21 protein-coding genes are annotated in these 26,233 nt (G+C 73.2%); 9 read left to right on the forward strand and 12 right to left on the reverse strand.

Annotated features, from left to right (window positions below; translation table 11 throughout):
• Positions 1–34: 34 nt before the first annotated feature.
• From GGQ69_RS08195 to GGQ69_RS08205, 3 genes are read right to left on the reverse strand one after another with little or no spacing between them, the layout of a single operon-like run.
• Positions 35–3,472 (reverse strand): ATP-dependent DNA helicase, encoded by a 3,438-nt coding sequence (locus GGQ69_RS08195; RefSeq protein ID WP_370577130.1) that lies wholly within the window; start codon positions 3,470–3,472, stop codon positions 35–37.
• Complete coding sequence (locus GGQ69_RS08200; protein ID WP_183526938.1) at positions 3,469–6,807, reverse strand: ATP-dependent DNA helicase; 3,339 nt, start codon at positions 6,805–6,807, stop codon at positions 3,469–3,471. The genes GGQ69_RS08195 and GGQ69_RS08200 overlap by 4 nt, the downstream gene beginning before the upstream one ends.
• Before the next feature lie 30 nt (positions 6,808–6,837).
• The gene (locus GGQ69_RS08205; protein WP_221243367.1) at positions 6,838–7,245 is read right to left on the reverse strand and encodes an MGMT family protein; all 408 of its coding nucleotides are present in this window, start codon (positions 7,243–7,245) and stop codon (positions 6,838–6,840) included.
• Positions 7,246–7,316: 71 nt separating this feature from the next.
• On the opposite strand from GGQ69_RS08205, the gene GGQ69_RS08210 reads away from it, so the two are divergent.
• The 4 genes from GGQ69_RS08210 (at position 7,317) to GGQ69_RS08225 (ending at position 10,915) form a co-directional block, all read left to right on the forward strand.
• Positions 7,317–8,039, forward strand: coding sequence for a 3'-5' exonuclease (locus tag GGQ69_RS08210; protein ID WP_370577131.1), 723 nt, complete (start codon positions 7,317–7,319; stop codon positions 8,037–8,039).
• Between the two features lie 242 nt (positions 8,040–8,281).
• The gene (locus GGQ69_RS08215; RefSeq protein WP_183526942.1) at positions 8,282–9,331 is read left to right on the forward strand and encodes a methionine ABC transporter ATP-binding protein; all 1,050 of its coding nucleotides are present in this window, start codon (positions 8,282–8,284) and stop codon (positions 9,329–9,331) included.
• On the forward strand, positions 9,328–10,005 hold the full coding sequence (locus GGQ69_RS08220) for a methionine ABC transporter permease (protein ID WP_183526946.1): 678 nt from the start codon (positions 9,328–9,330) through the stop codon (positions 10,003–10,005). Before GGQ69_RS08215 ends, GGQ69_RS08220 begins: the two co-directional genes overlap by 4 nt.
• Positions 10,006–10,045: 40 nt before the next feature.
• The gene (locus GGQ69_RS08225) at positions 10,046–10,915 is read left to right on the forward strand and encodes a MetQ/NlpA family ABC transporter substrate-binding protein (protein WP_183526949.1); all 870 of its coding nucleotides are present in this window, start codon (positions 10,046–10,048) and stop codon (positions 10,913–10,915) included.
• Between the two features lie 107 nt (positions 10,916–11,022).
• Here GGQ69_RS08225 and hemL read toward each other — a convergent pair whose 3' ends face one another.
• Both hemL and hemB read right to left on the reverse strand, forming a co-directional pair.
• Positions 11,023–12,426 (reverse strand): glutamate-1-semialdehyde 2,1-aminomutase, encoded by a 1,404-nt coding sequence (hemL, locus tag GGQ69_RS08230; protein ID WP_221243368.1) that lies wholly within the window; start codon positions 12,424–12,426, stop codon positions 11,023–11,025.
• Positions 12,426–13,412, reverse strand: coding sequence for a porphobilinogen synthase (gene hemB, locus GGQ69_RS08235; RefSeq protein ID WP_183526952.1), 987 nt, complete (start codon positions 13,410–13,412; stop codon positions 12,426–12,428). The genes hemL and hemB overlap by 1 nt, the downstream gene beginning before the upstream one ends.
• A 157-nt stretch (positions 13,413–13,569) precedes the next feature.
• Between hemB and GGQ69_RS08240 the strand changes: the two genes are divergently transcribed.
• Positions 13,570–14,487 (forward strand): NYN domain-containing protein, encoded by a 918-nt coding sequence (locus GGQ69_RS08240; RefSeq protein WP_183526955.1) that lies wholly within the window; start codon positions 13,570–13,572, stop codon positions 14,485–14,487.
• An 85-nt stretch (positions 14,488–14,572) separates the two neighbouring features.
• On the opposite strand, the gene GGQ69_RS08245 is transcribed toward GGQ69_RS08240, so the two are convergent.
• The 6 genes from GGQ69_RS08245 to hemE all read right to left on the reverse strand — a co-directional run bounded on the left by GGQ69_RS08245 (position 14,573) and on the right by hemE (position 21,211).
• Entirely contained in the window at positions 14,573–15,400 is an 828-nt protein-coding gene (locus GGQ69_RS08245; protein WP_183526958.1) for a uroporphyrinogen-III synthase, read from the reverse strand.
• Between the two features lie 40 nt (positions 15,401–15,440).
• Complete coding sequence (gene hemC / locus GGQ69_RS08250) at positions 15,441–16,478, reverse strand: hydroxymethylbilane synthase (RefSeq protein ID WP_183526961.1); 1,038 nt, start codon at positions 16,476–16,478, stop codon at positions 15,441–15,443.
• Positions 16,475–17,743: a ferrochelatase gene (locus tag GGQ69_RS08255; RefSeq protein WP_183526964.1), complete on the reverse strand. Its 1,269-nt coding sequence runs from the start codon at positions 17,741–17,743 to the stop codon at positions 16,475–16,477. The genes hemC and GGQ69_RS08255 overlap by 4 nt, the downstream gene beginning before the upstream one ends.
• Positions 17,743–18,468 (reverse strand): hydrogen peroxide-dependent heme synthase, encoded by a 726-nt coding sequence (hemQ, locus tag GGQ69_RS08260; RefSeq protein WP_183526966.1) that lies wholly within the window; start codon positions 18,466–18,468, stop codon positions 17,743–17,745. Before hemQ ends, GGQ69_RS08255 begins: the two co-directional genes overlap by 1 nt.
• Before the next feature lie 119 nt (positions 18,469–18,587).
• Positions 18,588–20,084 (reverse strand): FAD-dependent oxidoreductase, encoded by a 1,497-nt coding sequence (locus tag GGQ69_RS08265; protein ID WP_183526969.1) that lies wholly within the window; start codon positions 20,082–20,084, stop codon positions 18,588–18,590.
• Positions 20,081–21,211, reverse strand: coding sequence for a uroporphyrinogen decarboxylase (gene hemE, locus GGQ69_RS08270; protein ID WP_010145472.1), 1,131 nt, complete (start codon positions 21,209–21,211; stop codon positions 20,081–20,083). Before hemE ends, GGQ69_RS08265 begins: the two co-directional genes overlap by 4 nt.
• Positions 21,212–21,296: 85 nt before the next feature.
• On the opposite strand from hemE, the gene GGQ69_RS08275 reads away from it, so the two are divergent.
• The 3 genes from GGQ69_RS08275 (at position 21,297) to GGQ69_RS08285 (ending at position 23,746) form a co-directional block, all read left to right on the forward strand.
• Entirely contained in the window at positions 21,297–22,655 is a 1,359-nt protein-coding gene (locus GGQ69_RS08275) for a glutamyl-tRNA reductase (protein WP_370577132.1), read from the forward strand.
• Positions 22,656–22,751: 96 nt separating this feature from the next.
• Positions 22,752–23,372, forward strand: coding sequence for a TetR/AcrR family transcriptional regulator (locus GGQ69_RS08280; protein WP_370577133.1), 621 nt, complete (start codon positions 22,752–22,754; stop codon positions 23,370–23,372).
• Between the two features lie 140 nt (positions 23,373–23,512).
• Positions 23,513–23,746, forward strand: a complete 234-nt coding sequence (locus tag GGQ69_RS08285) for a DUF3107 domain-containing protein (RefSeq protein ID WP_183526972.1) — start codon at positions 23,513–23,515, stop codon at positions 23,744–23,746.
• 1 nt (position 23,747) lies between these two features.
• Here GGQ69_RS08285 and GGQ69_RS08290 read toward each other — a convergent pair whose 3' ends face one another.
• Positions 23,748–24,428 (reverse strand): 4a-hydroxytetrahydrobiopterin dehydratase, encoded by a 681-nt coding sequence (locus tag GGQ69_RS08290; protein ID WP_183526974.1) that lies wholly within the window; start codon positions 24,426–24,428, stop codon positions 23,748–23,750.
• A gap of 96 nt (positions 24,429–24,524) precedes the next feature.
• On the opposite strand from GGQ69_RS08290, the gene GGQ69_RS08295 reads away from it, so the two are divergent.
• A complete protein-coding gene (locus tag GGQ69_RS08295; protein WP_183526977.1) occupies positions 24,525–26,075 on the forward strand; it encodes an RNB domain-containing ribonuclease in 1,551 nt (516 codons plus the stop codon).
• Positions 26,076–26,233 lie beyond the last annotated feature (158 nt).

The following is a 26,233-nucleotide window of genomic DNA, read 5'->3' on the forward strand; positions in this document are numbered from 1 at the left end:
ATCCAGCTCCCGGCCGGTTCAGCTCCCGGCCGGCTCAGCTCCCGGCCGGCCGGATGGCGTCCGCCAGGATCCGCTCGAGGTCCTCCTCGCCGGCGAGGTCGTGCATCGACTTCTCGACCCCGTGGGCAACGTAGACGAAGCTCGCGCTGATGTTCTGCAGGGGGATGCCGTGCAGGCGTGACCAGGCGAGCCGGTAGACGGCCAGCTGGAGGGACTTGACCTCGAGGTCCCGGCCGCGCGGCACGGCACCGGTCTTCCAGTCCACGAGTTCCCAGCGCGCCTGGGGGTCGTCGAAGGCATCGCTGGTACCACCCTCCCGGAAGACGGCGTCGATCCGTCCACGCAGGGTCACGCCCCCGACCGTGGTCTCCACGGGGGGCTCCACGACGACGGGCACCCGGTCCGCCCAGCGGCTGGCCAGGAAGCTCTGCTTCATCGGCTCCAGGTCCAGGGCATCCTCCACCCAATGGTCCGCCGAGTCCTCCGCATCCTCGAAGTCGAGCATCCCGGTGCTGCCGAAGTGGTCCTCCACCCAGCTGTGGAACGCCGTCCCGCGGCGTGCGGCGTGCGCCGGCGGCCGGGGCATGGGCCGCCGCAGCTGGCGGGCCAGGGCCTCGGGATCGCCGGCCATCTCCACGAAGGTCGAGGCACTGATGTGGCTGGGCAGCTCCACGGTCACCCCGCGGTGGTTCACCGGCGTGGCCCGGTCCAGGACCCACTGGGCCTGGCGTGTCAGGTCGGTCGCTCCCCCGTCCACCACTACCAGCGGGTCCGCCTGCCGAACCCAGTCCGCCGCCGTCTCCAGGGCGGCCCGGCGGGGCCGGGCCCGGGGCGGCAGGAGGCTGGCGCGGTCCTCGTCATCGGGTGCCTCCGGGTCCATGACCCGCACCACCGGCCCGTCCAGCGGGTCGAACGGCCACCACGCCGTGAGCTTCCGTCCGGCGAACGGGTTGATCTCCCCCGCCTCCTCCGGTGCCGTCCACGTCCCGCGTGCGACCTCCGGCGTGCCGGCCCGCTCGGCCAGTTCGGCCAGGAACACCGACGGTTCCGCCGGGGTCTTGTTCGACCCGCGCCAGTGACTGCCGCTGACCAGCAGCAGGGTCCGGGCGCGGGTGAAGGCCACGTAGGCCAGCCGGCGTTCCTCCTGCAGGTGGTGGGCGGCGGCCAGGTCCCGGTAGGAATCCGGGTAGGCCTCCTGGTGCTTGAGCCACCAGCCGGCCGCGTGGCCGGCCCAGTCCTGTTGCGTGGCCCAGTCCCTGGACCAGTGCGGCAGGCTCTCCCGGTCACCGCGCAGGTCCCACGGCAGGTGCCCGCTGCCGTGCGCGGTCCACGTGTCGAACGTCGTGCCGGGGAACTGGCCGTCCACCATGCCCGGCACGGCGACGACGTCCCACTCCAGTCCCTTTGACGCGTGTGCGGTCAGCAGCTGGACGGCATCGTGGCGGGGTTCGACCCCGGTGATCCCCAGCCCGTTCTCCCGTTCCTCGGCCGCCTCCAGCCAGGCCAGGAAGGCGGTGAGGTCCGTGCTGGACCCCTCCTCCGCGCCGTGGGAGAAGTCCCGCGCCGCATCCAGGAAGGCATCCAGGTGCCGGCGTGCGGCCACACCCGTGACGCCCGGGCGGGCGAGCACCTCGATGTCCAGGCCCAGGGTCTTCTCCACCAGCCGGATCAGGGCCGGCAGTTCGAGGCCGGTCTGTCCCGACAGCGCCCTCAGCTCGCCCGCCAGCCGTTCCAGCCGGCGTCGGCCCTCGGCACTGAACGCCCGGCCGGACCCGGAGGTCCAGCCCGGTTCGGGCAGCCAGTCCAGTGCCTCCACGAGGGAGGCGGCCTCGGACTCCTCCTCCGGCGAGGTGTCCTGGTTCGCCGCGTCCTCGTCCCCGGCGGCCTCGACCCCGGTGTCCGGCTCGGCGCGCCGCCGGTTCCGGGCCAGGGCCGAGGCCCGTTCCTGCAGGACCATGAGGTCGGCGGTGCCGATACGCCAGCGGGGTCCGGTGAGGATCCGCATCAGGTGGTCGGAACGGCGCGGATCCGAGATCACCTGCAGAACGGCGATGACGTCCGCGACCTCGGGGATCGACAGCAGCCCGGACAGACCCAGCACCTCGTAGGGCACCCCCGCGGTGTCCAGGGCCTCCATGAGCGGTTCGAACTGCCGGCGGGTGCGGCACAGCACGGCGCGCGTCCGCCGGTCGGCCACCGGCAGGTCCTCGTCCGCGGCGTCCTTGAGGGCCTCCACGACGGCCGCCGCCTCCTGCTCGGAGTCCGGCAGCCAGGACACCCGGACCTCACCGTCCCCCGCGACCGGTGACGGGGCGAGCGGCCTCACCTCGATCCCGTTCACCGGTTCGCTGCGCAGCGGGCCGGCCACCGTGTTGGCAGCGGCCAGGACGTTGAGCGAATTGCGCCACGCCGTGGTCAGGTAGCTGACCGGGGCGGGCCGGGCGCCACCCCGGGGATCCGGCACGGGGAACTGGCCGGGGAAGGCGAACAGCTGCCCCGCGGAGGCCCCCCGGAAGCCGTAGATGGACTGGTTGGGATCGCCCACGGCCGTGACCGGGTGGCCGGTGCGGCCGTACAGCCCACGGAACAGCTCCAGCTGGGCGTGAGAGGTGTCCTGGAACTCGTCCAGCAGCACCACCCGGTAGCGCGAGCGCTCGATCTCCCCCACGGCCTCGACCTCGCTCGCGATGCGTGCCGCGTACCGCACCAGGTCCCCGTAGTCCATGACCCCGGCCTCGTCCTTCGCGGCCCGGTAGTCCGCCACCAGGTGGGACATCACCCGGCGCAGGCGCAGCATGCCGAGGAGGGAGGTGACCTTGGCGTGGCTGCCCTCGACCTGCTTCTCGCTGTAGGGCAGGGCGGCCCCGGCGTCGTGGATCCGGGTGAGGAACTCCTCCACGGCCTCCGGCTCCACCAGGTGCTCGGCGCAGTCCGCCGCCAGCTTGATGACGCCCCGCACGATGGTGGAGGACGCCGCGTCGGCGAAGCCCAGGTCCCCCTCGTAGGCACGGACCAGCCGGGCGACCATCTGGTAGGACTGGGCCTCGCCGATCATCCCGGTGTCCGGTTCCAGCCCGATCCGCATGCCGTGGTCGCGCACCAGGGTGTGGGCGTAGGAGTGGTAGGTGGAGACGCTGGCCCGGGCGGGCGCCTCCTCGGCCCCCTCGACCTCGATGCCGGTCTCGGCCAGCAGGTCGAGCTTGCGGTTGATCCGGTGGGCCAGCTCGCCGGCGGCCTTGCGCGTGAACGTCACCCCGAGCACCTGGTCCGGGGCCACGAGGCCGTTGGCGACCAGCCACACCACGCGGTCCGACATGGTGGCCGTCTTGCCCGAGCCGGCGCCGGCCACCACGAGCCGCGGTTCGAGCGGGGAGCTGATCACCACGGACTGCTCCGGGGTCGGGGCGTACTGGCCCAGCCGCTCGGCGAGGTCCTCGGGCGTGTACTGCGCCACGGTGGTCTCCTGGGTCATCGGTGCCATTCGGTGGCCTGCCTTCCGTCGCTGTGGATGGGGCACACGGCGGGCAGCGCACACCCGGGGTTGTCCGGCCCGCCGTGGACCGCGAGGAACTCCGGGCCGACCATGCTGGCTGCTGCCGTGAAGACCTCGTCGAGTGCCCACTGGTCGTCCGGGGCCAGTGCCGGTTGGTCCTGGACCTTGACCGACTTGTTCTTGGTGCGCAGTTGCACGAGCGCCGCCCCGCCCGGTTCCTGGGGCCGGTCGAAGTCCTGCCCGTCCACCGCCCCGGCGGCGATCGCCGCCTGGTAGACCCCGAGCTGGGGCAGCTGGAGCAAGTCGGCCTTGGAGGGTTCGTGCCGGCCGGTCTTGAGGTCGATGACGACGGGACGGCCCTGGGCGTCCCGCTCCAGCCGGTCAATGCTGCCGTTGATGCGTACCCTCAGCCCCCCGCGCTCGAGTTCCTGGTGGAACCGGTGCTCCACGTCGACCAGTGACCGGCCGTCCTTGGCCATCTGGCGCAGGTAGGACACGAAGTACTCGAGCATCCGGCGGGCCTCGGCCTCGATGCGCTCAGACTCCCAGCCCGGTTCCAGGCCGAGGTCCGGCAGGCGCCGCTCCAGTTCCGCGGCCAGCGCCTCGGCCGGGCCGTCCGGGTGGGCCTCGGCGACGGCGTGGATGAGCGTGCCGATCGACTGCGCCTGCGTGCTGCCCGGCTGGGCGCCGGCCTGGTACAGGAACCAGTTCAACGGGGACTTCAGGGCGGTCTCCACCCTCGAGGGCGAGACGGGGATCGCGGTGGTGGCCACGTCCACGAGGGGTTCCCGCGTGGACAGCGGCAGCAGTCCCCACCAGTCGGCCGGATCCGCGCCCCGGATGCCCTGCGCCGCCAGCAGGGCCAGGGCAGAGGCCGCCTCGGCGAGCCCGGCCTCGAGCGGCTCCGGCGCCGTCGTACCGTCCCCGACCGGCTGGGCGGCGGCCTCCTCCAGCCGTCGCCGCAACCCGGCCACCAGCGCCGTGGCGGTGATGGGTGGCGGGACATCGGTCAGCGGACGGGTGGTCTCCACCTCACGCCACGGTGACAGGACGTCCAGGAAGTCGCTGGGCTGGGCGTCCTCGGAGGCGACCGCCACGCCGATCACGGTCCGGCGGGCCCGCGACACCGCGGTGGAGAAACTGCGCAGTTCGTCCTGGCGGACCTCGGCGGTGCGGGACCGCCGGTCGGCGATCGTGCCGCGCCCGGAGGCGATGTCCGCGAGGTCACCGGCCCCCAGCAGCTGTCCACGCAACCGGGTGTTCGGCCAGATGCCGTCCTGCAGCCCCGCGATGATGACCGCATCCCATTCCTGCCCCGCGGCCGTGGCCGGGGTCAGCACGGAGACGGACCCCTCGTGCCGGGCGGTGGAGGCCAGGAAGTCCATCGGCAGGTCCTGGGCCTCCATGTAGTCGGCGAAGGACAGCGCCGAGGCTCCCGGGAACTGGTCCACGTAGCGTTCGGCGGCCTGGAAGAGCCCGACGACGGCGTCCAGGTCCCGGTCGGCACGCCGGGCGTCCGCTCCGGTCCCGGCCACCGCCTCCCGTTCCCAGCGGCCAGGACGGTCGGAGGCCTCCCACAGGGCCCACAGGACGGTCTCCGCGGTGGCGGCGGGATCCTGTGCCGCCGCGCGTCCGGCGGCCACCATGCGGGCGATGCGCTGGAGCCCGGCTCCGGAGAGCCGGTAGTGGTCGAGGGAGCCGGGGTCCTCGAGGGCGGCCAGCATCAGCTCGGTGCTGGCGCGGGTGCCTCCCCGGGCGCGCTCGTCCCGGAGCAGTCGCTGGCGCAGCTGGCGCAGGTGCAGGGCGGTGGCCCCGCCGTAGCGGCCTCCGGCCAGCCACAGCGCCCGATCGATGTTCGGGGCGGACTCGGGGCTGCCCGGCGGTGCGGACACCGTCCGGAGCAGGTACAGCAACGGCGTCACGGCCGGCTCGGTCTTGAGCACCGTGTCCGACAGGGAGTGGTTCACGGGGATGCCCTCGGACTCCAGGAACCGCCCCAGTTCCGCCACCAGGGGTCCCGAGCGGGCCATGACCGCCAACCGGTCCAGGGCGATGCCCTCCCGGTGGTGCAGGTGCAGCAGCTGCTGCAGCACGAGGTGCTGCTCATGGGCCGGGGAGGCCACCAGGTGCACGGCGACGTCTCCCGCCGCGGCGTCTTCCCGGGGCGCCAGGTCCTGGCGGACCTCCAGCATCCCGGGCTGGGCGGGGATGCGCCGGGCCACCCGCTGCCAGGCGGTGAGCGCCTCCGGACCCATCCGGTGGCCCACGGTCAGCGTCAGGGTCAGGCCCTCGGGTGCACCGGTCGGGCCCACGGGTGGCCGGCGGGTCACCAGGCAGTCCGGGTAGTCGTGGACCAGGTCGGGCCGGGCGCCGCGGAAGCCCTGGACCACCGTGTCCGGGCTGGCGGTCGCCACCACGTCCTGTCCCCCTCCCAGCAGGCGGATGAGCCGGTGCACCGAGGGGGTGGCCTCCTGCAGGTCGTCGATGACCAGCACCGGCAGTCCGGCCCGCTCGGCGTCCAGCAGGTCCGGGTTCTCCTCGAGCAGCCTGCTCGCCGTGGTCAGGAGGCCGGCCGGGTCGAAGGCCTCGGCCATGCCCAGGTCGAGGCGGTCCCGGTAGTCCTGCAAGAGCACGGCCGCCGCGCTCCACTCCGGCCGCCGGTACTGCTCCCCCAGTTCCTCCAGGCGCCCGGGCTCCACGCCGTACTCACTGGTGCGGTCGATCAGCTCCCGGACCTCACGCCGGAACCCCCGGGTGGTGACCGCCTCGGACAGGTCCCCGGGCCAGTCCGGGCCGGAGCGGGCCTCGGAGGCGTAGCTCTCCAGGAGCTCGGCGATGACGGTGTCCTGTTCCGCGCCCGACAGCAGCCGCGGGGTGCGCTGGACGGTCGGCAGGTATCCGCCGACCCTGGCCCGCCGGATCAGGTCGAAGGCATAGGCCGCCCAGGTCCGGACCGGCGTGGCGGAGCGGGTCCCCCGCCCGCCCCGGTCCAGCCGGACGGACAGGGCGTCCCGGAGCCTCGCCGCGGACTGGCGGGTGGGGGCGAGCACCAGCAACGCCGAGGGGTCCAGGCCACCCTCGATCCGGCGCGCGGCATACTCCACGGCCACGGAGCTGCGTCCGGTGCCCGGTCCGCCGAGGACCAGGACTGGACCGTGCCCGGGCGCGAGGTCCAGCACCCGCTGCTGGTCCCGGTCCGGGACGAACGCCTCGGCGCGGACCTGCGCCGGACCGGTCAGGCGCAGGCCCTGGGTCGGTGCCCCGGACGACGTCGGTGTTCCGGAGGACGCGGCGGGAGGGGTTTCGGCAGGCATGGGTGTATTCAATCAGCCGTTCCGGACGGGTTAGGGACCCAGCCCGGCCCGCAACCGGGCCAGCAGTGCGAGCGCCGCCGTGTCCGGGACCCACCGCGCGGCCGCGAGGTCCACGCGCGGGCCGGCGCCGTCGGCGGGCCCGCCGGTGCCCTTCAGCGGGGTTCCCTCGGTGCGGTACCGCGGGGCGGCCCGGGCGGACAGCGACGCCGGCAGCGTCCCGTCCGCGCGCACGATCCGCCACCAGGGGGTGCCGTCCGGGGCCATCGACATCGCCCGGCCGGCCTGCCGCGGCCCGCCGGCGCCCAGCAGCCGCGCCAGTTCCCCGTAGCTGATCGCCCGGCCGGGCGGGACCAGCCCGGCGGCCAGCACGAGCGCCTCGGACAGTTCGTAGGGTCCCTCGGGCCAGCCGGGACCGGCGGTGTGCTCCACAGGTGACATGGTGCCATCCGCACCGCACGGCGCCCGGTCCCGCGGTGCTGCGCGTCCGCCCCGGACGGTACGGTGAGGGGGTGAGCGACGTCCCAGCCAACGCCCCCGCAGCCCAGCCCACGCCGTGGCACGAGCAGATCCGGGTCGGCTTCGACCTGGAGACCACGGGACGGGACCCGGAGACCGCCCTGGTGGTCACCGCTTCGCTGGTGGTGGTGGACCCGCACGGCAACCTGGCCGCGAACTACGAATGGCTCGTGGACCCGGGGATACCGATCCCCCCGGAGGCCGCGGCGGTGCACGGTGTCACCACCGAGCGCGCGCGGGCCGAGGGCCTGCCGGCGGACGTCGGCATCGTGGAGATCGCCGAGACCCTGCGGGACTTCTTCGACGCCGGGATCCCGGTCATCGCCTTCAACGCCTGCTATGACTTCACCGTCATGGACCGGGAGCTGGCGCGCCGGGGGCTGGAACCGCTGCCGAACCGCTGGATCATCGACCCCTACGTGATCGACAAGCAGGTGGACCGGTACCGCCGCGGCAAGCGCACCCTCACGGACGTCTGCTCCCTCTACGAGGTGCAGTTGCTGGACGCGCACACCTCCGCGGCGGACTCCCTGGCCGCCGTCGGGGTGGCGGACTGCCTGGCCCGGAAGTACCCGCAGCTGCAGGTGCCGCTGGAGACCCTGCACGCCCAGCAGGCGGTGTGGAAGACGGAGCAGTCCGCGAGCTTCCAGGACTACCTGCGCCGCAAGGACCCGGCCGCCGTGGTGAACGGCGACTGGCCGGTCATCGCCCGCTGAGGCACCCGGGTAGAATCCTCTTCACGGTCCCGCGTCGTCACGAAACGTCATTCTGGGCCCGGTCGTCGTGGTCTGGACGCCCCGGGAACCGGGTATGTCACCGTGAGACGGACAACCGGCCCATCACGCCTGCGCCCGGCGTGCATGCTTGATTGAATGGTGAGTCGCCGTCCACCGACGGCGACCCCGTGTTGCGGGCGCCGACCGTGCCGACAGCAACGATGCCAACCCGAAGGAACTGCATGATCTCGATCCGTGACCTGCGCAAGGTCTACCGGCAGGGTGAGCGTGAGGTGGTGGCCCTGGACGGGATCGACCTCACCGTGCCCACCGGTGCCGTGCACGGCATCATCGGCCATTCCGGTGCCGGCAAGTCCACGCTCGTGCGCTGCCTGACCCTGCTGGACCGCCCCACCTCCGGTTCCGTGTCGATCGACGGGTCCGACCTGTCCACCGCCGCCGACCGTGACCTGCTGCAGGCCCGGCGCCGGATCGGCATGGTGTTCCAGCACGCGAACCTGCTGGACTCGCGCACGGTCCTGGGCAACGTGGCCTACCCCCTGGAGGTCACCGGTCAGGACAAGGCCGCCCGCACCGCCCGCGCCCGCGAGCTGTTGGGTCTCGTCGGACTCGAGGACTACGAGTCCTCCTATCCCTCCCAGCTCTCCGGCGGCCAGCGCCAGCGGGTGGGCATCGCCCGCGCCCTGGCCTCCGACCCCCGCGTGCTGCTCTGCGACGAGCCGACCTCGGCACTGGACCCCGCGACCACGGACGGCATCCTGGAGCTGATCCGCGACCTGTCCGACCGGCTCGGGCTGACCGTGGTGGTCATCACTCACGAGATGCACGTGGTCAAGAAGATCTGCACCTCGGTGTCCCTGCTGGACCGGGGCCGGATCGTGGAAGGCGGTGCGCTGACCGAGGTGGCGTCCGACCTGGGTTCACGGCTGTCCGCCGCCCTGCTCCCACTCCCCGAGGCCGCCCTCGACACCGCCGGGTCCCTCGTGGAGGTCCTCGGTCACGGACCGGCCGCCGACGTCCCGGTCAGCGCGGTCATCAAGGACCGCTTCGGCCACGGCGTGCGTGTCCTCGCCGGTTCGGTCGAGGACCTCGCCGGCGTGCGCTTCGCCCACCACCTGCTGGCCCTGCCGGACGGTGCGGACGACCGGACGGACGGAACGGAAGCCGTCGTGGCCTTCCTCGAGCAGAACGGCTACCGGGCCGCCCAGCGGACCCGGACCCAGGTGGAGACCGCCCAGGGCACCGCCCAGGACCTTGGAGGTGCACAGTGAACTGGTTCCAGGAACTCCTGGCCAACCCCGCCCTGACCGAGGCCCTGCCCGAGGCGCTCGTCGAGACCCTCGTGATGGTCGGCATCGCCGGCGTCTTCACGCTGGTGATCGGCCTGGCCCTCGGCGTCATCCTGCACGTCACGGCGCCCGGTGGCCTGCGGCCGGTGTCCTGGCTGCACGTGCTGCTGTCCGCGGTCATCAACGTCACGCGCTCGATCCCGTACGCGATCCTGATGGTGGCGCTCATCCCCTTCACGGCCTGGCTCGTGGGGACCTCGATCGGCCCGATCGCCGCGTGCGTCTCGCTGACGATCGGCACGGCCCCGTTCTTCGCGCGGCTGGTGGAGACCTCGCTGCGCGAGGTGCCCTCCGGGACGGTGGACGCGGCCCGGGTGATGGGTTCCACCCGCGGCCAGATCGTGCGCAAGGTGTTGCTGCCCGAGGCGATGCCCGGGCTGGTCGCCTCCATCACCACCACGCTCGTCATGCTCGTGGGCTACTCCGCCATGGCCGGCCTGATCGGCGGTGGCGGCCTGGGACGCCTGGCCTACAACTACGGCTACCAGCGCTTCGACACCGCGGTGATGATCGCGACCATCGTCATCATGGTGATCCTCGTCCAGCTCATCCAGTGGGTCGGCGACCGGATCGTCCGCGCCGTGGACCATCGCTGACCTCCCTCCCCCATCCCCGCATCAATCCGAAGGAAACCCGATGACCAAGAACACCTCCCCGCTGCGCCGTCGTTCGCTGCTCGGTGCCGGTGGCCTGCTGCTGGTCGGCGCGCTGGCCGGCTGCGGTGCCGGTGGCGGCGACGCCTCCCCGTCCGCGGACGCCACCCTGGACCCGGCCAACCCGGTGGTCCTGAAGGTCGGCGCCAACCCTGTCCCGCACGCCCAGATCCTGGAGTACGTGGACGAGAACCTCACCGAGGGCACGGGAATCGACCTGGAGATCCAGGAGTTCGATGACTACCAGTTGCCCAACGTCTCCCTGGACGAGGGCTCCTCGGATGCCAACTACTACATGCACGAGCCGTTCTTCGACTCCCAGGTCGAGGAGAAGGGGTACGAGTTCGAGCACGGCGAGGGCATCCACATCGAGCCCTACGCGGCGTTCTCCGAGAAGCACGACTCGGTCGAGTCCATCCCGGACGGCGCCACCGTCGCGATCACCAACGACCCCGGCAATCAGCCGCGGGCCCTGAAGATGCTCGAGTCCGCCGGGCTGCTCTCGGGCATCGAGGACGACTCCGCCGCCCTCACCCTGTCCGAGGAGCAGAACCCGAAGGGGCTGACGTTCGAGGAGAACCAGCCGGAGATCCTGGTCCAGATCGTGAAGGACCCGGCGATCGACCTGGCCATCATCAACGGCAACTACTTCATCCAGGCCGGCATGACCCTTGACGACGCCCTGGTGGTGGAGGACATCTCCGGGGAGAACCCGTACGCGAACTTCCTGGCCTGGCGCGCCGGTGAGAAGACCGCCGCCATCGAGAAGCTGGAGGAGCTCCTGCACTCCCAGGAGGTCAAGTCCTACATCGAGCAGACCTGGCCCGGCGGGGACGTCACCCCGGCCTTCTGACCGCAGGCACGAAGGGCCGGTACCCCGCGGGGTACCGGCCCTTCGTCATCCCCGGGACCGGGCCGGCGTCGGGGATCCCGACGCCGGCCCCACCCGCGGGGGCGGCCTCAGGATCCCGTGGCGGGCTGGGCCTGCGCCGCGGCCCGCGCCGCGTGCGGCAGGGCCGCGGCGATCCGCTCCATGGCGGCGTCGTCGTGCGCGGCCGAGACGAACCAGGCCTCGAATACGCTCGGCGGCAGGTAGACCCCGTGGTCGAGCATCGCGTGGAAGAACGGGGCGTACCGGTGGACGTCCTGGGCCTGGGCGTCGGCGTAGTCGTGCACACCGCGCTCCGACGTGCCGAAGGCGACCGAGAACAGCGTCCCCGCCCGCTGGATCGAGTGGTCCACCCCCGCCTCGTCGAGCGCGCCCACGAGCAGGTCCTCGAGCTGCCGCGAGCGCAGGGCGATCGTCGCGTAGACGTCCTCCGTCGCGTTCTGCAGGGTGGCCAGGCCGGCGGCCATGGCCACCGGGTTCCCCGAGAGCGTCCCGGCCTGGTAGACGGGTCCGAGCGGTGCCAGCAGGTCCATGACCTCGGCGCGGCCGGCGACGGCGGCCGTGGGCATCCCACCCCCGATCACCTTCCCGAAGGTCCACAGGTCCGGGGTCCATCCCTCCGGCTTGCCGGACAGTCCCCAGTAGCCGGTGTCCGAGGCGCGGAACCCAGTGAGGACCTCGTCCCAGACCAGCAGCGCACCGTGGCGTTCGGTGATCTCGCGCAGGAACCGGTTGAATCCCTCGGCGGGGGTGACCACGCCCATGTTGCACGGGGCGGCCTCCGTGATGATCCCGGCGATCTGGTCACCGCGTGCGGCGAAGGCCTCCTCCAGGGCGGCACGGTCGTTGTAGGGCAGGACCAGGGTCTCGGCGGCCTGGGCCCCGGTGACGCCGGCGGATCCGGGCAGGGCCTGGGTGGCAACGCCGGAACCGGCGGCGGCCAGCAGGCCGTCCGAGTGCCCGTGGTAGCAGCCGGCGAACTTCACGATGAGGTTCCGGTTCGTGGCCCCGCGTGCCAGCCGCACGGCGGTCATGGTCGCCTCGGTGCCGGTGGAGACCATGCGGACCCGGTCCACGGGGACGCGCGACGCGATCAGGGCCGCCAGCCGCGCCTCGTCCGGCGTGGAGGCGCCGAAGGACAGCCCGGCGTCCACGGCACGGTGCACGGCGTCCACCACGGCGGGGTGGTTGTGTCCCAGCAGCATGGGCCCCCAGGAGCACACCAGGTCCACGTACTCGTTGCCCTCGACGTCCGTCAGGTAGGCACCCTGGGCCCTCACCATGGCCCGCGGGGTGCCCCCCACGGAGCCGAAGGCCCGGACCGGGGAGTTCACCCCGCCGGGGATGACGGTACGGGCCGCCTCGTAGATCCCCGCGTTGGTGGACGGCGACGGGGCGCCGGCGCGTGCCTGCCCGGTGGTCCCGGTGGTCTCCGTGGTCTCCGTGGTCTCCGTGGTCTCCGTGGTCTCCGACATCAGAGCCTTCCCTCCTTGATCCAGCGGGCCAGTTCGCTGGCCCAGTACGTCAGCACGCTGCCCGCCCCGGCACGCCGGATGGACAGCACGGACTCGATGATCGCCTGGTCGCGGTTGATCCAACCGTTGGCGGCGGCGGCCTCGATCATCGCGTACTCCCCCGAGATCTGGTAGGCGGACACCGGCACGTCGGAGACCTCGGCCACGTCCCGCAGGATGTCCAGGTAGCTCATGGCCGGCTTGACCATGACGAGGTCGGCACCCTCGTCCAGGTCGAGGGAGACCTCCAGCATGGCCTCGCGCCGGTTGGCGGGATCCATCTGGTAGGTCTTGCGGTCGCCGGTCAGCTGGGAGTCCACCGCCTCACGGAAGGGGCCGTAGAACGCCGAGGAGTACTTCGCGGCGTAGGCGAGGATCGCGGTGTCCTGGTGGCCGGCGTCGTCCAGGGCCTGGCGGATGACGGCCACCTGGCCGTCCATCATGCCGGAGGGGCCGACCATGTCGGCCCCGGCCTCGGCCTGGGCCACGCCCATCCGGCCGTAGATCTCCAGGGTCGCGTCGTTGTCCACCACGCCGTCCGCGGTGAGCACGCCGCAGTGGCCGTGGTCGGTGAATTCGTCCAGGCACAGGTCCGACATCACCACGAGGGAGTCCCCGACCTCCTGCTTGACCGCCCGGACGCCGGCGTTCAGCACGCCGGCCGGGTCGAGGGAGGCCGAACCGGTGGCGTCCCGGGTCTCGGGGACGCCGAAGAGCATGATGCCCCCCAGGCCCAGCTCCGCGGCCTCGGCGGCGACGGAGCGCAGGGAGTCCTGGGTGTGCTGGACGACCCCCGGCATGGACTGCAGCGGGATCGGCTCGGTGGCACCCTCCCGGACGAAGACCGGCAGGATGAGGTCGGCCGGGTGGATCCGGACCTCGGCGACCAGCCGGCGCATGGCGGCGGACTGGCGCAGGCGGCGCGGACGGTGGGTGGGGAAGGACATGGATTCCTCTGGGCTCGACGGTGGTGCCAGACCAGTCTAGTGAGCCACCGGGTTTTCCTCTCCCGTGCCGCCCCGATCCGGAGGCATCGCCACGGACGGGTCTGGAGGCCTCGCCACTGACGGGTCCGGCGGACCCGCGGCCAGTAGGGTGAGGGGCATGACCATCTCCTCCAGTGCGACCACCCGCATCGCCGTGCTCATCGACTGCGACAACGTCTCCGCCACCCACGCCGGCGCCGTCCTGGAGGAACTGGCCACCTACGGAACGCCCACCATCAAGCGCGCCTACGGTGACTGGACCACCAACCAGCTGGGCGGCTGGAAGAACGAGCTGAACCGGCTGGCCGTCCAGCCGGTCCAGCAGTTCTCCTACACCACGGGAAAGAACTCCACGGACTCGGCGCTGATCATCGACGCGATGGACCTGCTGTGGATGGGCAACGTGGAGGCGTTCGCGCTGGTGTCCTCCGACTCGGACTTCACCCGGTTGGCCACCCGGTTGCGCGAGTCCGGCAAGCGCGTGATCGGCCTGGGTGAGCGCAAGACCCCGGCGTCGCTGCGCAATGCCGTGGACCAGTTCATCTACCTCGAGCTGCTCGGTGACGGTGAGTCCACCGGTGCCGCCGAACCCTCGACCGGCGGTTCGACCGGCCGGAGCCGGAGCCGCAGGGCCCAGGCGGCGGCCGGCACCGGCTCCGTGGCCGATGTGCCCGCGGTATCGGGTGTCCCCGCGGCGGCGGCGCCGGACGGCGGGATCCGCGGGACCGGAGAGACGACCGGCACCGGTGAGGCCCCCGGGACCGAGGAGACGAACGGCGCCGGCGAGGCCGAGGCGCCGCGGATCAACCTGGAGAGCGCGCTGGTCAAGGCGGTCAACGCCACGAGCAACGACGACGGCTGGGCCGGACTGAGCCGGGTCGGCCAGCACCTGAGCCGCGCCCACGTGGACTTCGACCCGCGCGACTTCGGCCACCAGAAGCTCAGCACCCTGGTGGCCGAACAGCCCTACCTCGAGCACCGCACCGAGGGCGGTCACATGCAGGTCGCCCTGAAACGGCGGGCCGGCCGCAGGTGACGGCCCGGCGCCGCGGGTCACCGGCTGACGGGACCGGTCCGCGGACCCCGGACCGGGCGGAGGTTCCGTGGGCGGGGGTCCTGGGTCAGGGTGAGCGCGGGGCCGGCTGACGGCCGAGCACCGCCAGCAGCCCGGCGGCGTCCGGGCTGGCGGCGGTGCCGATCAGCTCGATCCCGGCCCTCTCGGCGGCCCGCCGGGTGGGCTGGCCGATGGCCACGAACCGGACACCGGCGGGTCCTGGTCCGTCCGGGTGGCGGGACAGTTCCCGGACGGCGCTCGGGCTGGTCAGCACGACGACGGCGCCGGACAGGTCCGGCAGGCCCACCACCGCTCCCCCCGGACCGTCCGCCGCGGGGGCGCGTCCCGTCCCGGCCAGCAGGCGGCGCTCCGGCGCCGCCGGGTACGGCACCGTACGGTAGGCCTCCACCCGCTGCACGTCCCAGCCGCGGGACCGGAGCGCCGTGGCCACCTCGTCCGTGGCCAGGGCCGACTGGGGCAGGAACACCCGCGCCGTCTCCCGGGAGCCCCCGGCCCCGCGGGCGGAGGCCGCCCCCGGTGCGGCCGGGAACCCGGCGATGATCCCCGCGGCGGACGCGTCGCCGTCGGGCATCCAGGGGGTCGCGGGGCATCCGGCCCCGGCCAGCACGCGGGCCGTCCCCGGTCCGGTCACGGCCACCCGCGTGCCCGCCGGCACGGATCCGTCCCAACCGGCCCGGACCAGCGAGCGCACGGTGTTGGGACTGGTCGCGACCAGCCAGGCGTAGCCCCCGGCACGCAGCCGGTCCACGGCCGCGTGCAGGTCCGTGAGGTCGGCCGGCAGTTCGAAGTCGGTCAGCGGCAGGAACCGGACCGTCCACCCGGCCTCGCGCAGCCCGGCCTCCACGTCCCCGGCCTGGGCGGGCTGGCGCGTCATGACGACCCGTCCGGTCACGAGCACCGTCCCGGCATCCGTGTCAGCGGTCGGCCGGGAGCAGGTCCGCGCCGTCGGCCAGCAGCGCCTCGGCCACCTCGATGCCCAGGGCCCGGGCCGCCGCGAGGGTTTCCTCGTCCGGTGCCCCGTCCTCGAACCGGATCCGCACGGCGGGCAGCTCCACGGAGGCGTGCTTGCGCAGCACCCGGCTGCCGTCGGTGGCGGCCACCACGGCGTCCAGCACCAACCGGGCCGGGTCCTTCTCCACGCGGGCCAGGGCGCCGATGGGTGCGGCACAGCCAGCCTCGAGGCGTTCGAGCAACCCGCGCTCGGCGGTGACCTGCAACCGCGTGACGGGGTCGTCGTACCCGGCCAGCGCCTGGGCCAGGGCGTCACCGGCATCGGCGGTCTCCGGCCGGCACTCCACCGCCAGGGCACCCTGGCCGGGCGCCGGCAGCATCACGGTCGGCGCGAGCCGCTCGGTGATCGCCCACTGCATCCCGATCCGGTCCAGGCCGGCGCAGGCCAGGATCACCGCGTCCAGGTCGCCCCGGGGGGAACCGGCCGCGGCGGGTGCATGGTCGTCGTGCTGTTCCAGTCCCGGCACCCGGGCCAGTCGCGTCTGGACGTTGCCGCGGATGTCCACGACCCTCAGGTCGGGGCGGACGGCCAGCAGCTGGGCCACCCGGCGCGGGGAGCCGGTGCCCACCGTGGCCCCCTCGGGCAGCTCGGCCAGTGTCAGCCCGTCCCGGGCGCACAGGGCGTCACGGACGTCCACGCGTGGCGGAACGGCGGCGATCCGCAGCCCGGCGGGCTGGGCGGAGGGCAGGTCCTTGAGCGAGTGCACGGCCAGCTGCACGTCGCCGTCGAGCACGGCGGCGCGCAGCGCGGAGGCGAAGACACCGGTGCCACCGAGAGAGGCCAGGGACCCGGTGGTCACGTCCCCCTCGGTGCGGATGATCCGCAGCTCGTACTCCAGCCCGGACCCGACGGCCAGCGCCTCGGCCACCGTGGTGGTCTGGGTCCGGGCCAGGTTCGACCCGCGGGTGCCGACGGTGAAGCCGGTGTCTGCACCACTCACGCGGACGGCACCCCCACCTCGGAGTCGACGGCGGCCACGGTGGGCCGCACGGTCCCGTCCCGCATGACCTTGACGCAGCAGTTGGGCCGGCAGACGTCGTACCACGGGCCGAAGCAGCCGACGGCGGCGCGGCCCTCGCGGGTGCCCAGCCGCTCCTCGACGATGTCTACCAGGCCGGACACGAACGAGGGGTGGGTGCCCGGCGTCGGGGTCCGGCGGAAGGCCAGCCCGAGCTCCTCACAGGTCTCCCGGGCCTCGGTGTCCAGGTCCCAGACGACCTCCATGTGGTCCGAGACGAAGCCCAGCGGGATGACCACGACGCCGGCCAGCGGCTCCGTGCCGTCCTCGCCGGACCGCGCAGCCAGCTCCTCGATGGCGTCGTTGATGTCCGGTTCCAGCCACGGGACGTGCGGGGCGCCGGAGCGGGACTGGTAGACCAGCGACCAGTCGATGCCCTCGGCCTCCGGCACGAGCCTGAGGACCTCCTCGGCCACGTCCAGGTGCTGGGCGGAGTAGACGTCCGCGCCGTTGCCCTCTCCGGGATTCAGCCCGGTCCTCTCCTGCAGCTCCGCGGCCAGCGGACGCGGGCCGGCGGCCTCGGCGTCGGCAGTGGGGATGGAGTGGGTGGCGAAGAACAGGTGCAACCGGCCCCCGGCCCGGCCCGCCTCGGCGAGATCGGCACGGATCTCGGCCAGCCCGGTGCGCAGTCCCTCGGCGAAGGGCTCCACGAAGCCGGGGTGGTTGAAGTACTGGCGGACCTTGTCGGCCTCGAGCTTGCCCTCCAGGCCGGTGGAGCGCAGGGCCATCCCCAGGTCCTCGCGGTACTGGCGGCAGGAGGAGTAGCAGGAGTAGGCCGAGGTGGCCACGGTCAGCAGCCGGCGGTGGCCGTCGGCGTAGATGCGCTCCAGCGTCTCGGGGACGTAGGGGTCCCAGTTGCGGTTGCCCCAGTAGACCGGCAGGTCGATGCCGCGGGCGGCCAGCTCCGCCTCGATCGCGGCCTTCAGCTCGCGGTTCTGCGCGTTGATGGGGCTGACCCCGCCGTTGGCCCGGTAGTGGGTGGCCACCTCCTCGAGCCGCTCGTCCGGGATGCCCCGGCCCCGGGTGACGTTGCGCAGGAAGGGGATCACGTCGTCCTGGCCCTCGGGCCCGCCGAAGGAGGCCAGCAGCACGGCGTCGTAGGCCTTGGGCGCCATGACCCCGTTCTCGTCGTACCCGGTGCGCGGGTCGAAGGACTGCCCGGCGGTTCCGGTGGTGTTCTCGCTCATCAGGCCAGCACCTCTGCGATCTCGGCCGAGGAGATCAGGCGTCCGGTGTAGAACGGGACCTCCTCGCGCACGTAGTGACGGGTCTCGTTGTTGCGCAGGTGGCGCATCATGTCCACCAGGTGGTTCAGCCTCGGCGCCTCGAGCCCGAGCAGCCACTCCCAGTCGTTCAGGGCGAAGGCGCTCGTGGTGTTGGCCCAGACCATGGGGAAGTCCCGGCCCAGCAGCCCGTGGTCCTTCAGCATCCGGCCGCGCTCGGCCGGCTCCAGGGTGTACCAGTCGTAGGAGCGGACGAAGGGGTAGAAGCACAGCCACTTCAGCGGCTCGCGGCCCATGGCGAACGCGGGCACGTGGTCCTTGTTGAACTCGGCCATCCGGTCCGAGCCCATCGCGGACAGCACGATCCGCGTCCCGGCCAGCAGCTCGGTCCGGCGCAGGGTCCTGATGGCCGCCTGCAGGTCCTCGGGGACGTGACCGTACATCCACACCATGACGTCCGCGTCGGCGCGCATGCCGGAGACGTCGTAGGTGCCCCGGACCGTCACGCCGCGCTCGGCGAGCCCAGCGACCGCGGCGTCGAACTGCTTCACCGCCCGCTGGCGCTCGGCCTCGGTGTGTGCCCCGCCCTGGCCGGACCCGTTCCGGGCGAAGACGGTGTAGGTGGTGAACCACTCGACGTGCTCGGCGCTCCCGGCCTCGGGGTCCGCTGCTGCCTGGTTCTCGGTCATCGTCACAACTCCTGTGTTGTCACCGTGTGGCGTCGGGCACGTGCGGTGCACCGCGCTGCCGTGGTCGTTGCCGCGCACCGGCTTCTACAGCCGGTAGAACGGCGTGTCCAGCCTACCCCTCAGGTCTCGCCCACACCGATCCGGCGCCGGACGTCCCCCACGACGGCGGCCAGTCCGGTCCCGGCCAGCCAGGCGCCGACGGCGTCCAGGCCGTCCTGCCCGTCCAGCCAGTCCCGGACGCTGCGCACCGCCGCCCGGTGGGCGGTGGTCGCCGCGGGCAGGGCGGATCGCCAGCGCACGACGAAGGAGTGCACCACCGCGCCGGCCAGGTCCACGCCGGTCAGCGTGGCCGCGTCGGTCACGGCCCGGGCCAGCAGCTCCCGGTCGTCGGTGCCGTATCCCGGGGTGGAGACGTCCGGGGCGTCCGTGACGCGCCCGTAGGACAGGCGCAGCACGTGCCGGTGCGGTTCCGTCCGGATCCAGTCCCACTTGGCGGTCACGTGGGTCATCGCCTTGGCGCCCACGACGTCGGCCGGCACCTGCGGGGAGACCAGCAGGCCGGTCCCCCGCGGGGCGGCGTCGAGCCCGGCGGCGTCGGCCACCAGGGTCACCAGGGCGACCCCGGCCCCCTCGGCCGGGCGGTCCGCCGTGGTCAGGGCACCGCCGGCCACGGGGGCGAGCAGGTCCCAGGCGGCCGGCCCGTCGGTGGCGAGGACGACGCGGCCGGCGGACAGGGTCTCGTCCGTGCCGTCCTGCGTGTGCGCCGAGACGGTCCACCCGTCCGCGGCACGGTCCAGCCCGGTCGCGCGGACCCCGGTCCGGATCGAGACCCCGGCGTCCCGCAGGGCCTGGACCAGGGCCGCGGTCAGGGTGTTCATCCCCCCGCGCAGGGAGGCCACGAGGGCACCGGGCGGGGCGGCGGCGCGCCGGGCGGCCACCGCCCGGGCCAGTGACCCCTCGGCCACGAGCGCCTCCAGCAGGCCCGGGGCGACGGTCCGCAGGTCGAGGGTGTCCGGGTCTGCCGAGTGCACTCCGGCGACGACCGGCGCCACGAGGACCTGCAGCACGCCCTCGCCCATCCGGTCCCGCACCACCGCCCCGACGGTGACCGGGCCGCCGTCGCGCAGGGCCTGCTCCCACCGCCCCACCGGCAGGGCGAGGTCCCGGCGCGCCCGCTCCAGCGCGTCGGCCCCCAGGGCCTCGGCGACCTCGGGGGCGTCGAGGTCCCCGGGGATGCCCAGGATCCCGACGCGCGGCGAGCGTACGGCCCGACCGCCGCCTCCGGCCGGGTCCGGCAGGTACATCCACGAGCCCACGGGGTTCGGGCTCACGACGGCGTCGGAGAGCCCGAGCTCCTCGATCAGTCCGTGCACGGCGGGGGTGCGGACCGCGAACGACTCGGCGCCGGCGTCGAGGACCAGTTCCGTGCCGTCCGGCAACGGGGCGCGGACGGGCGCGACGCAGCCCCCGAGAGTGGCCGTGGCCTCCAGCAGGGTCACCTCGTGTCCGGAGCGGGCCAGCTCCCGGGCGGACAGCAGCCCGGAGATCCCGCCGCCGACGACGACGGCCGGGCGCGGACCGCGGTGGCCGTCGTGCGCCTCGGTGCCGGAGCTCACGGCTGCAGGGAGTGGATGAGCCCGACGACCCGGGTCAGGACCTCGGGGTCCGTGGTCGGCGGCACGCCGTGGCCGAGGTTCACGACGTGCCCGGGGGCAACCCGGCCGGTCTCGACGACCTCGCGGACGTGTGCCTCGAGCACCTCCCAGGGAGCGGAGAGCAGTGCGGGGTCGATGTTGCCCTGCAGGGGCACCGCGCCGCGGCCGTCCGCTCCCGGGCTGGCCTGCAGGCGACGATGGGCCTCGTCCAGGGGGAGCCGGTAGTCGACGCCCACCACGGAGGCGCCGGCGTCGCGCATGGCGGGCAGGATCTCCCCCGTGCCGGTGCCGAAGTGCACGAGGGGCACCCCGGTCTCACCGGCCAGGTCCTGGACGTGGGACAGGGCCCGGGCGGAATGGGGCTGGACGTACTCCAGGTAGTCGGCCAGGGAGAGCGACCCGGCCCAGGAGTCGAAGAGCTGGCCGGCCGAGGCCCCGGCCTCGATCTGGGCGCGCAGGAACCGGCCCGAGGCGTCCGCGGCCCACTCGGCCAGCGCGTTCCAGGTCTCCGGGTCGGCGTGCATCATGGTCCGCGGGCCCAGGTGATCGCGCGAGGGGCGTCCCTCGACCATGTAGGCGGCCACGGTGAACGGCGCCCCGGCGAAGCCGATCAGGGGGGTGGAGCCGAGTTCGGCCACGGTCAGCCGGACGGCCTCGCGGATGGGTTCCAGGGCCTCGTCCGTCAGCTCGGGCAGGGCGGCGACGTCCTCGGCGGTGCGCACGGCGGCACCTAGGACGGGGCCGGTGCCGGGCACGATGTCGACGTCGACGCCGGCCAGCTTCAGCGGGATGACGATGTCGGAGAAGAAGATGGCGGCGTCCACGTCATGCCGGCGCACGGGCTGCAGCGTGATCTCCGAGGCCATCGCGGGCCTCAGGCAGGACTCCAGCATGTCGGTGCCCTCACGCAGGGCCCGGTACTCCGGCAGGGAACGCCCTGCCTGGCGCATGAACCACACCGGCTTCCGGGACGGGGTACCGCCGCGGTAGGCGGTGATCAGCGGTGACGACGCCGTCGAGCGGGCGGGGTCCGTGGTGATCAGCGGGTGGTCGGCGGGCAGGGCGGTGGAGGAAGGCATGGCGCCCATTCTTCCATCGAACCCGCCCGTGTTTCCGCTGACCGGCAGGTCCGGTGGCCCCCCATGCTCTACAGGCGGTAGAATCGCTCGCATTGTGACTTTGTTTTCCCTGGTTGCCTCGCACACCGACCTTGACCTCGACACGGTGGCGCAGCTGAGCAACGGCACCGACGAGGTCGCCTCAGCCATCCCCACCTCGACCGCCCAGGGGGCGGTCGTGCTGGCCACCTGCAACCGGGTGGAGATCTATGCCGAGGCCCCGGACGAGGGATCCGTGGACCGGGCCCGCCAGGAGCTCGTCGAGGCCATCGCCCGGGGATCGGGCCTGTCCACGGACGCCGTCGCCTCCTCGTTCCGGACCCTCGCCGGTGACGCGGCGGTCCGGCACCTGTTCGAGGTCGGCGCCGGGCTGAAGTCGGCCGTCGTGGGAGAGCGCGAGATCGCCGGCCAGGTCCGGCGCGCGCTCGGCACCGCCCGGGAATCCGGCACCGCCACCGGGACCCTGACCAAGCTCTTCGAGTCCGCCACCCGCACCGCCAAGGACGTGGGCACGCACACCGCCCTGGGCACGGCGGGCCGCTCGATCGTCTCCGTGGCCCTGGACCTGGCCACCAGCATGCGGGCCGGCACCTCGGTGGTCGGCGCCCAGCGTTTCTGGCAGGACGCCAACATCCTGCTGATCGGCACCGGGGCCTACGCGGGGACCACGCTGGCCCAGCTGGCCGATCGCGGCGCCGCCAACGTGGGCGTGCACTCGTCCTCCGGCCGCGCGGAGGCCTTCGTCGCCGACCGTGGTGGCTGGGCCCTGGCCCTGGGGGGCGAGAAGATCCACGGGGCCATCGCGGAGGCCGACGTGATCATCGGCTGCTCCGGTGGTGACCGGCGGCTCGAGGCCGAGACCCTGCGGCGCCTGCGCGAGGGTGTCACCGCCCGGTTGACCGTCCTGGACCTGGCCCTGACCCATGACTTCGACCCCGCCATCGCCGACCTGCCCGGCGTGGACCTCATCACCCTGGAATCGGTGAAGATGGCTGCGCCCGAGGGACAGCAGGCCGCCCTGACCGCCGCCGCGCAGCTCGTGGACGGCGCAGTGGACGGTTTCCTGCAGGAGCGCAAGTCCCGCAGCGCCAATGAGGCCATCGTGGCCCTGCGCCGGCACACGCAGCGGGTGCTGGACTCCGAGATGCAGCGGGTGCGCAGCCGGCACGGGTGCACCGCGGCCGCCGAGGAGGTCGAGTTCGCCCTGCGTCGCATGGTCCGGCAGATGCTCCACGAGCCGACTGTCCGCGCCAAGGAACTCGCGGCCGAGGGTCGCCTCGACGAGTACGAGAACGCGCTGAACGTCCTCTTCGGCCTGGACGTCTCGCCCGCGGCGGCGAACGGCGCCCCGGGGTCCTGCCCGGTCGGCGACCCGCGCGAGGACGCGCTCGCCGTCTCGCCCCGGATCGCCTGACCGGCCCCGACGACCGGCGTTCCCCCACCGTCCTACCGGCCGGTAGACTCCTCGACACCGTCCTGACCGGGCGTCCCCGTGCAGAAAGGCCCCACCGTGACCTCCAGCCCCATGCGCCAGTCCCGGCTGCCCCGCGATGAACGGCGGCGCCAGCTCCTGGAGGCCGCGCAGCAGGTCTTCGTGGAGCACGGCTACCACGACACCTCCATGGACGACATCGCCGTGGCGGCCGCCGTCTCCAAGCCGGTGCTCTACCAGCACTTCCCCGGCAAGCACGAGCTCTTCCTGGACCTGATGGACACCCAGCTGACGCTCCTGCAGGGCGCCCTCGCCGACGCGCTGGGTTCGACCACGGACAACAAGGAGCGGGTCCTGGCCACGATCAGGGCCTGCTTCCAGTTCGTGGACCGGCCGGACCGTGCCTACCGCCTGATCTTCGACTCCGGGCTGAACAACGACCCCGAGGTCGCGGGCCGGGTCGAGGAGATGGACCACCGCTTCGCCACGGACATCGCCGAGATCATCGCCGCGGACACCCGGCTCTCGCGGGAGGAGGCGCTGCTGCTGGGCCACGGCCTGGCCGGTCTCGCGCAGTCCGCGTCCCGCCACTGGGCCGGGCAGGCCGGCCAGGAGGGACGCCCGGACCTGGAGAGCGCCGCGGACCTCGCCTTCCGGCTGGCCTGGCGTGGCATCAGCCGGTTCCCCAAGGAGGGCTGACCGGCCGGCGGCACGTTACGCCGCCAGCCGAAGAACCGGCGCATCCGCCCGTCGAGCGCCGGTTTTCGCCTAGTCTGGCGACGTAAGAGCAGCCCGGCCGTTCCCCCTGGACGGCCCGTGACCTACTGAAGGAGACCGCCATGGAGATCCGCATCGGCGTGCAGAACGTGGCCCGCGAAGTCGTCATCGAATCGGACGCCAGCAACGAGGACGTCGCCCGCCTGGTCTCCGACGCCATCTCCGACGGCGGCCTGCTGCGGCTGAAGGACACCAAGGGCCGCCTGGTCATGATCCCCGCCGGCATCATCGGCTACGTGGAGATCGGCACCGAGGCCGCCCGTCCCGTGGGCTTCGTCGCCGCCCCGAGCGCCTGACCTAGCCGTCGGCGTCGTCGCCGGTGTCGTCCTCCCCGCTGCACAGGCACACCCGGTTGCCGTCCGCGTCGGTGTAGATCCACCAGCGCGGGGCGAAGGTGGCGTCCTCGCGCTGGTCGCCCGCGCGTTCGGTGAGTGCGGCGCGCACCGGGTCCCAGCCGTCCCGCGGGCCGTTGACGTCCACGTGCATCGGGCGGGGGTCCGGGGTGTCGGTCCGCTGGAACCAGAACCCCGGCCCGCGCCCCCAGGGATCCCGCAGGTCTCCGGTCCGCTCGTTCCTCCGGTACCCCAGGGCCGTGGTCCAGAAGTCCTCCAGCGCTGACGGGTCCCGGGTGTCCAGGGCGAGGTCGTAGGAACGGTTCTCGACCGGTACCGGGGTGGCCCCGGCGTCGGCGGCCAGTTCGGAGATCCTCCGGGCCAGCCGCACGTCCCGCTTCGTCACGGCACCGCCGGCGTCATGGCTGGACGAGTCGATGAACAGGTGATCGTACCGCCAGTCCAGGTCCGGGTGGTGGTCGAGCTCCTGGCACACGGCGGCGATGCGGCCCATCAGATCCACCGCGGCGGCGCTGTCCGCGCATCGGTAGGCGGTGTAGATCCCGGTGTTCCGGCGCCGCCAGTCCGGCAGCCCGGACAGGGCGTCGTCGAGTTCGGCGGTGGTGAGGATTCCCTTGCCAGTCATGCACCCCACCGTGCCGTCCACCCCCGCGATCGGTCAACGACCTGCAGGCCACGAGGGCCCGCCGGAATCCCCCGACCCGCCGGTAGGGTGTGATCCGTGGCCTACTACCATCTGGACCTCGCCCGCTCCGCCGCGCAGACCGAACTGGCGCGCAGCCTGGCCGCCCTGCGCGAGGAGTTCGACCTGCCCACCGCGTTCTCGCCCGAGGTGCTGGACGAGGCCGAGCGGGCCGCCGCCGCCGTCGTGCGGTCGCTGCCGGGGAACGACCGGACGGACCTGCCGCTGGTGACCATCGATCCGCCCGGGTCCACCGATCTCGACCAGGCCCTGTACATCGAGCGCGGGGCCGAGGGACATCCGGACGGGTTCACCGTGCACTACGCCATCGCGGACGTCCCGGCGTTCATCGCCCCGGGTGGTGCCCTGGACGCAGAGACCCTGCGGCGCGGCCAGACGATCTACCTCCCGGACGGACGCGTGCCCCTCCACCCGGAGGTGATCAGCGAGGACGCCGGTTCGCTGCTGCCGCACGTGGACCGCGGGGCGTACCTGTGGACCTTCGCGCTGGACGCCGACGGCGCCGTGGTGGACACCGCCCTGGAACGGGCCACCGTGCGCAGCCGCGAGCAGCTCACCTATGAACGGGCCCAGGCCAGGATCGACGCCGGCCCGGGCGCCGCGGACGACGAGACCGCCACGTCCCTGGCCCTGCTGAAGCAGGTCGGGATCCTGCGTACCCGTCAGGAGGCGGCGCGGGGCGGGGCCAGCCTGAGACTTCCCGAACAGGAGATCACGGTCACCGACCACGGTTACGAGGTGCTGACCGCTCCCCCGCTGGAGGTCGAGGACTGGAACGCGCAGGTGTCCCTGCTCACCGGGATGGCCGCCGCGCGGATCATGCTCGAGGGCGGGACCGGCCTCCTGCGCACCATGCCGCCGGCGGACGCGGACTCCATCGACCGGTTCCGGGCACGCACCCGCGCGCTGGGCCACCCGTGGTCCGAGCGGCAGTCCTATGGCGAGTACCTGCGCGGGCTGGACATCAGGGACCCGCAGCAACTGGCCATCATGCACGCCGCCACCTCCCTGTTCCGCGGCGCCGGGTACACCGCCTTCGACGGTGACGCTCCCGAGATCGCCGTGCAGTCCGCCATCGCTGCGCCCTACGCCCACGCCACGGCACCGCTGCGCCGCCTCGTGGACCGCTTCGTCCTGGTGACCTGCCTGGCCCTGCGGCACGGCGAGCGCGTCCCGGAGGGGATCCGCGCCATCCTGCCGGCCCTGCCCGAGGCCATGAGGGAGTCCAACCTGCTGGCCTCCCGGACCTCCAACGCCGCCCTGGAACTGGTGGAGGCGGCCTCGCTGCACGGCCTGGAGGGGCAGGAGTTCACCGCCGTGGTGGTCTCCGGACCGGGCCCCGAGCAGGAGGAGAAGGCCCGTGCGCAGGGACGGCTGCCGTGGGGCGAGGTCCAGGTGGAGCACCCGCCCGTGCTGGCCCGCTACGAGGGCTTCGCCGAGGCCGGCAGCCGCATCCGGGTCGTCCTGGTTCGCGCGGACATGGCCACCCGGACGGTGTTGTTCCGGGTGGCCGGCCAGGCCCCGGCCGGGGACGGCGCACACCAGGACGCGCCCGGACCGGTAGACTGATGCCTACCAAGGATGACCGGTCGCACTGTTCATCTGTGTTCACCCTCGTGATCTGACTTACCGGATCCGGCACGCGGCCCCGCCCCGTCAGCGGTGTGGCCCAGCCCGGGTCCCGGGACTCCCCCTCGCGGAGGACGTCCCGGCAACTCCCAGCGATC

Source organism: Micrococcus sp. TA1 (assembly GCF_014199555.1).
GTDB lineage: Bacteria > Actinomycetota > Actinomycetes > Actinomycetales > Micrococcaceae > Citricoccus.

Bases quoted from the DNA above. Each gene is read 5' to 3' on its own strand.
- hemB (WP_183526952.1), bottom strand. From the start codon at position 13,412: ATGTCCTTCCCCACCCACCGTCCGCGCCGCCTGCGCCAGTCCGCCGCC.
- hemE (WP_010145472.1), bottom strand. From the start codon at position 21,211: ATGGGCGCCATGCCTTCCTCCACCGCCCTGCCCGCCGACCACCCGCTG.
- hemL (WP_221243368.1), bottom strand. From the start codon at position 12,426: ATGTCGGAGACCACGGAGACCACGGAGACCACGGAGACCACGGAGACC.
- GGQ69_RS08255 (WP_183526964.1), bottom strand. From the start codon at position 17,743: ATGAGCGAGAACACCACCGGAACCGCCGGGCAGTCCTTCGACCCGCGC.
- GGQ69_RS08205 (WP_221243367.1), bottom strand. From the start codon at position 7,245: ATGTCACCTGTGGAGCACACCGCCGGTCCCGGCTGGCCCGAGGGACCC.
- GGQ69_RS08225 (WP_183526949.1), top strand. From the start codon at position 10,046: ATGACCAAGAACACCTCCCCGCTGCGCCGTCGTTCGCTGCTCGGTGCC.
- GGQ69_RS08195 (WP_370577130.1), bottom strand. From the start codon at position 3,472: ATGACCCAGGAGACCACCGTGGCGCAGTACACGCCCGAGGACCTCGCC.
- GGQ69_RS08200 (WP_183526938.1), bottom strand. From the start codon at position 6,807: ATGCCTGCCGAAACCCCTCCCGCCGCGTCCTCCGGAACACCGACGTCG.
- GGQ69_RS08215 (WP_183526942.1), top strand. From the start codon at position 8,282: ATGATCTCGATCCGTGACCTGCGCAAGGTCTACCGGCAGGGTGAGCGT.
- GGQ69_RS08245 (WP_183526958.1), bottom strand. From the start codon at position 15,400: ATGACGCGCCAGCCCGCCCAGGCCGGGGACGTGGAGGCCGGGCTGCGC.
- GGQ69_RS08290 (WP_183526974.1), bottom strand. From the start codon at position 24,428: ATGACTGGCAAGGGAATCCTCACCACCGCCGAACTCGACGACGCCCTG.
- GGQ69_RS08285 (WP_183526972.1), top strand. From the start codon at position 23,513: ATGGAGATCCGCATCGGCGTGCAGAACGTGGCCCGCGAAGTCGTCATC.
- GGQ69_RS08240 (WP_183526955.1), top strand. From the start codon at position 13,570: ATGACCATCTCCTCCAGTGCGACCACCCGCATCGCCGTGCTCATCGAC.
- hemQ (WP_183526966.1), bottom strand. From the start codon at position 18,468: ATGACCGAGAACCAGGCAGCAGCGGACCCCGAGGCCGGGAGCGCCGAG.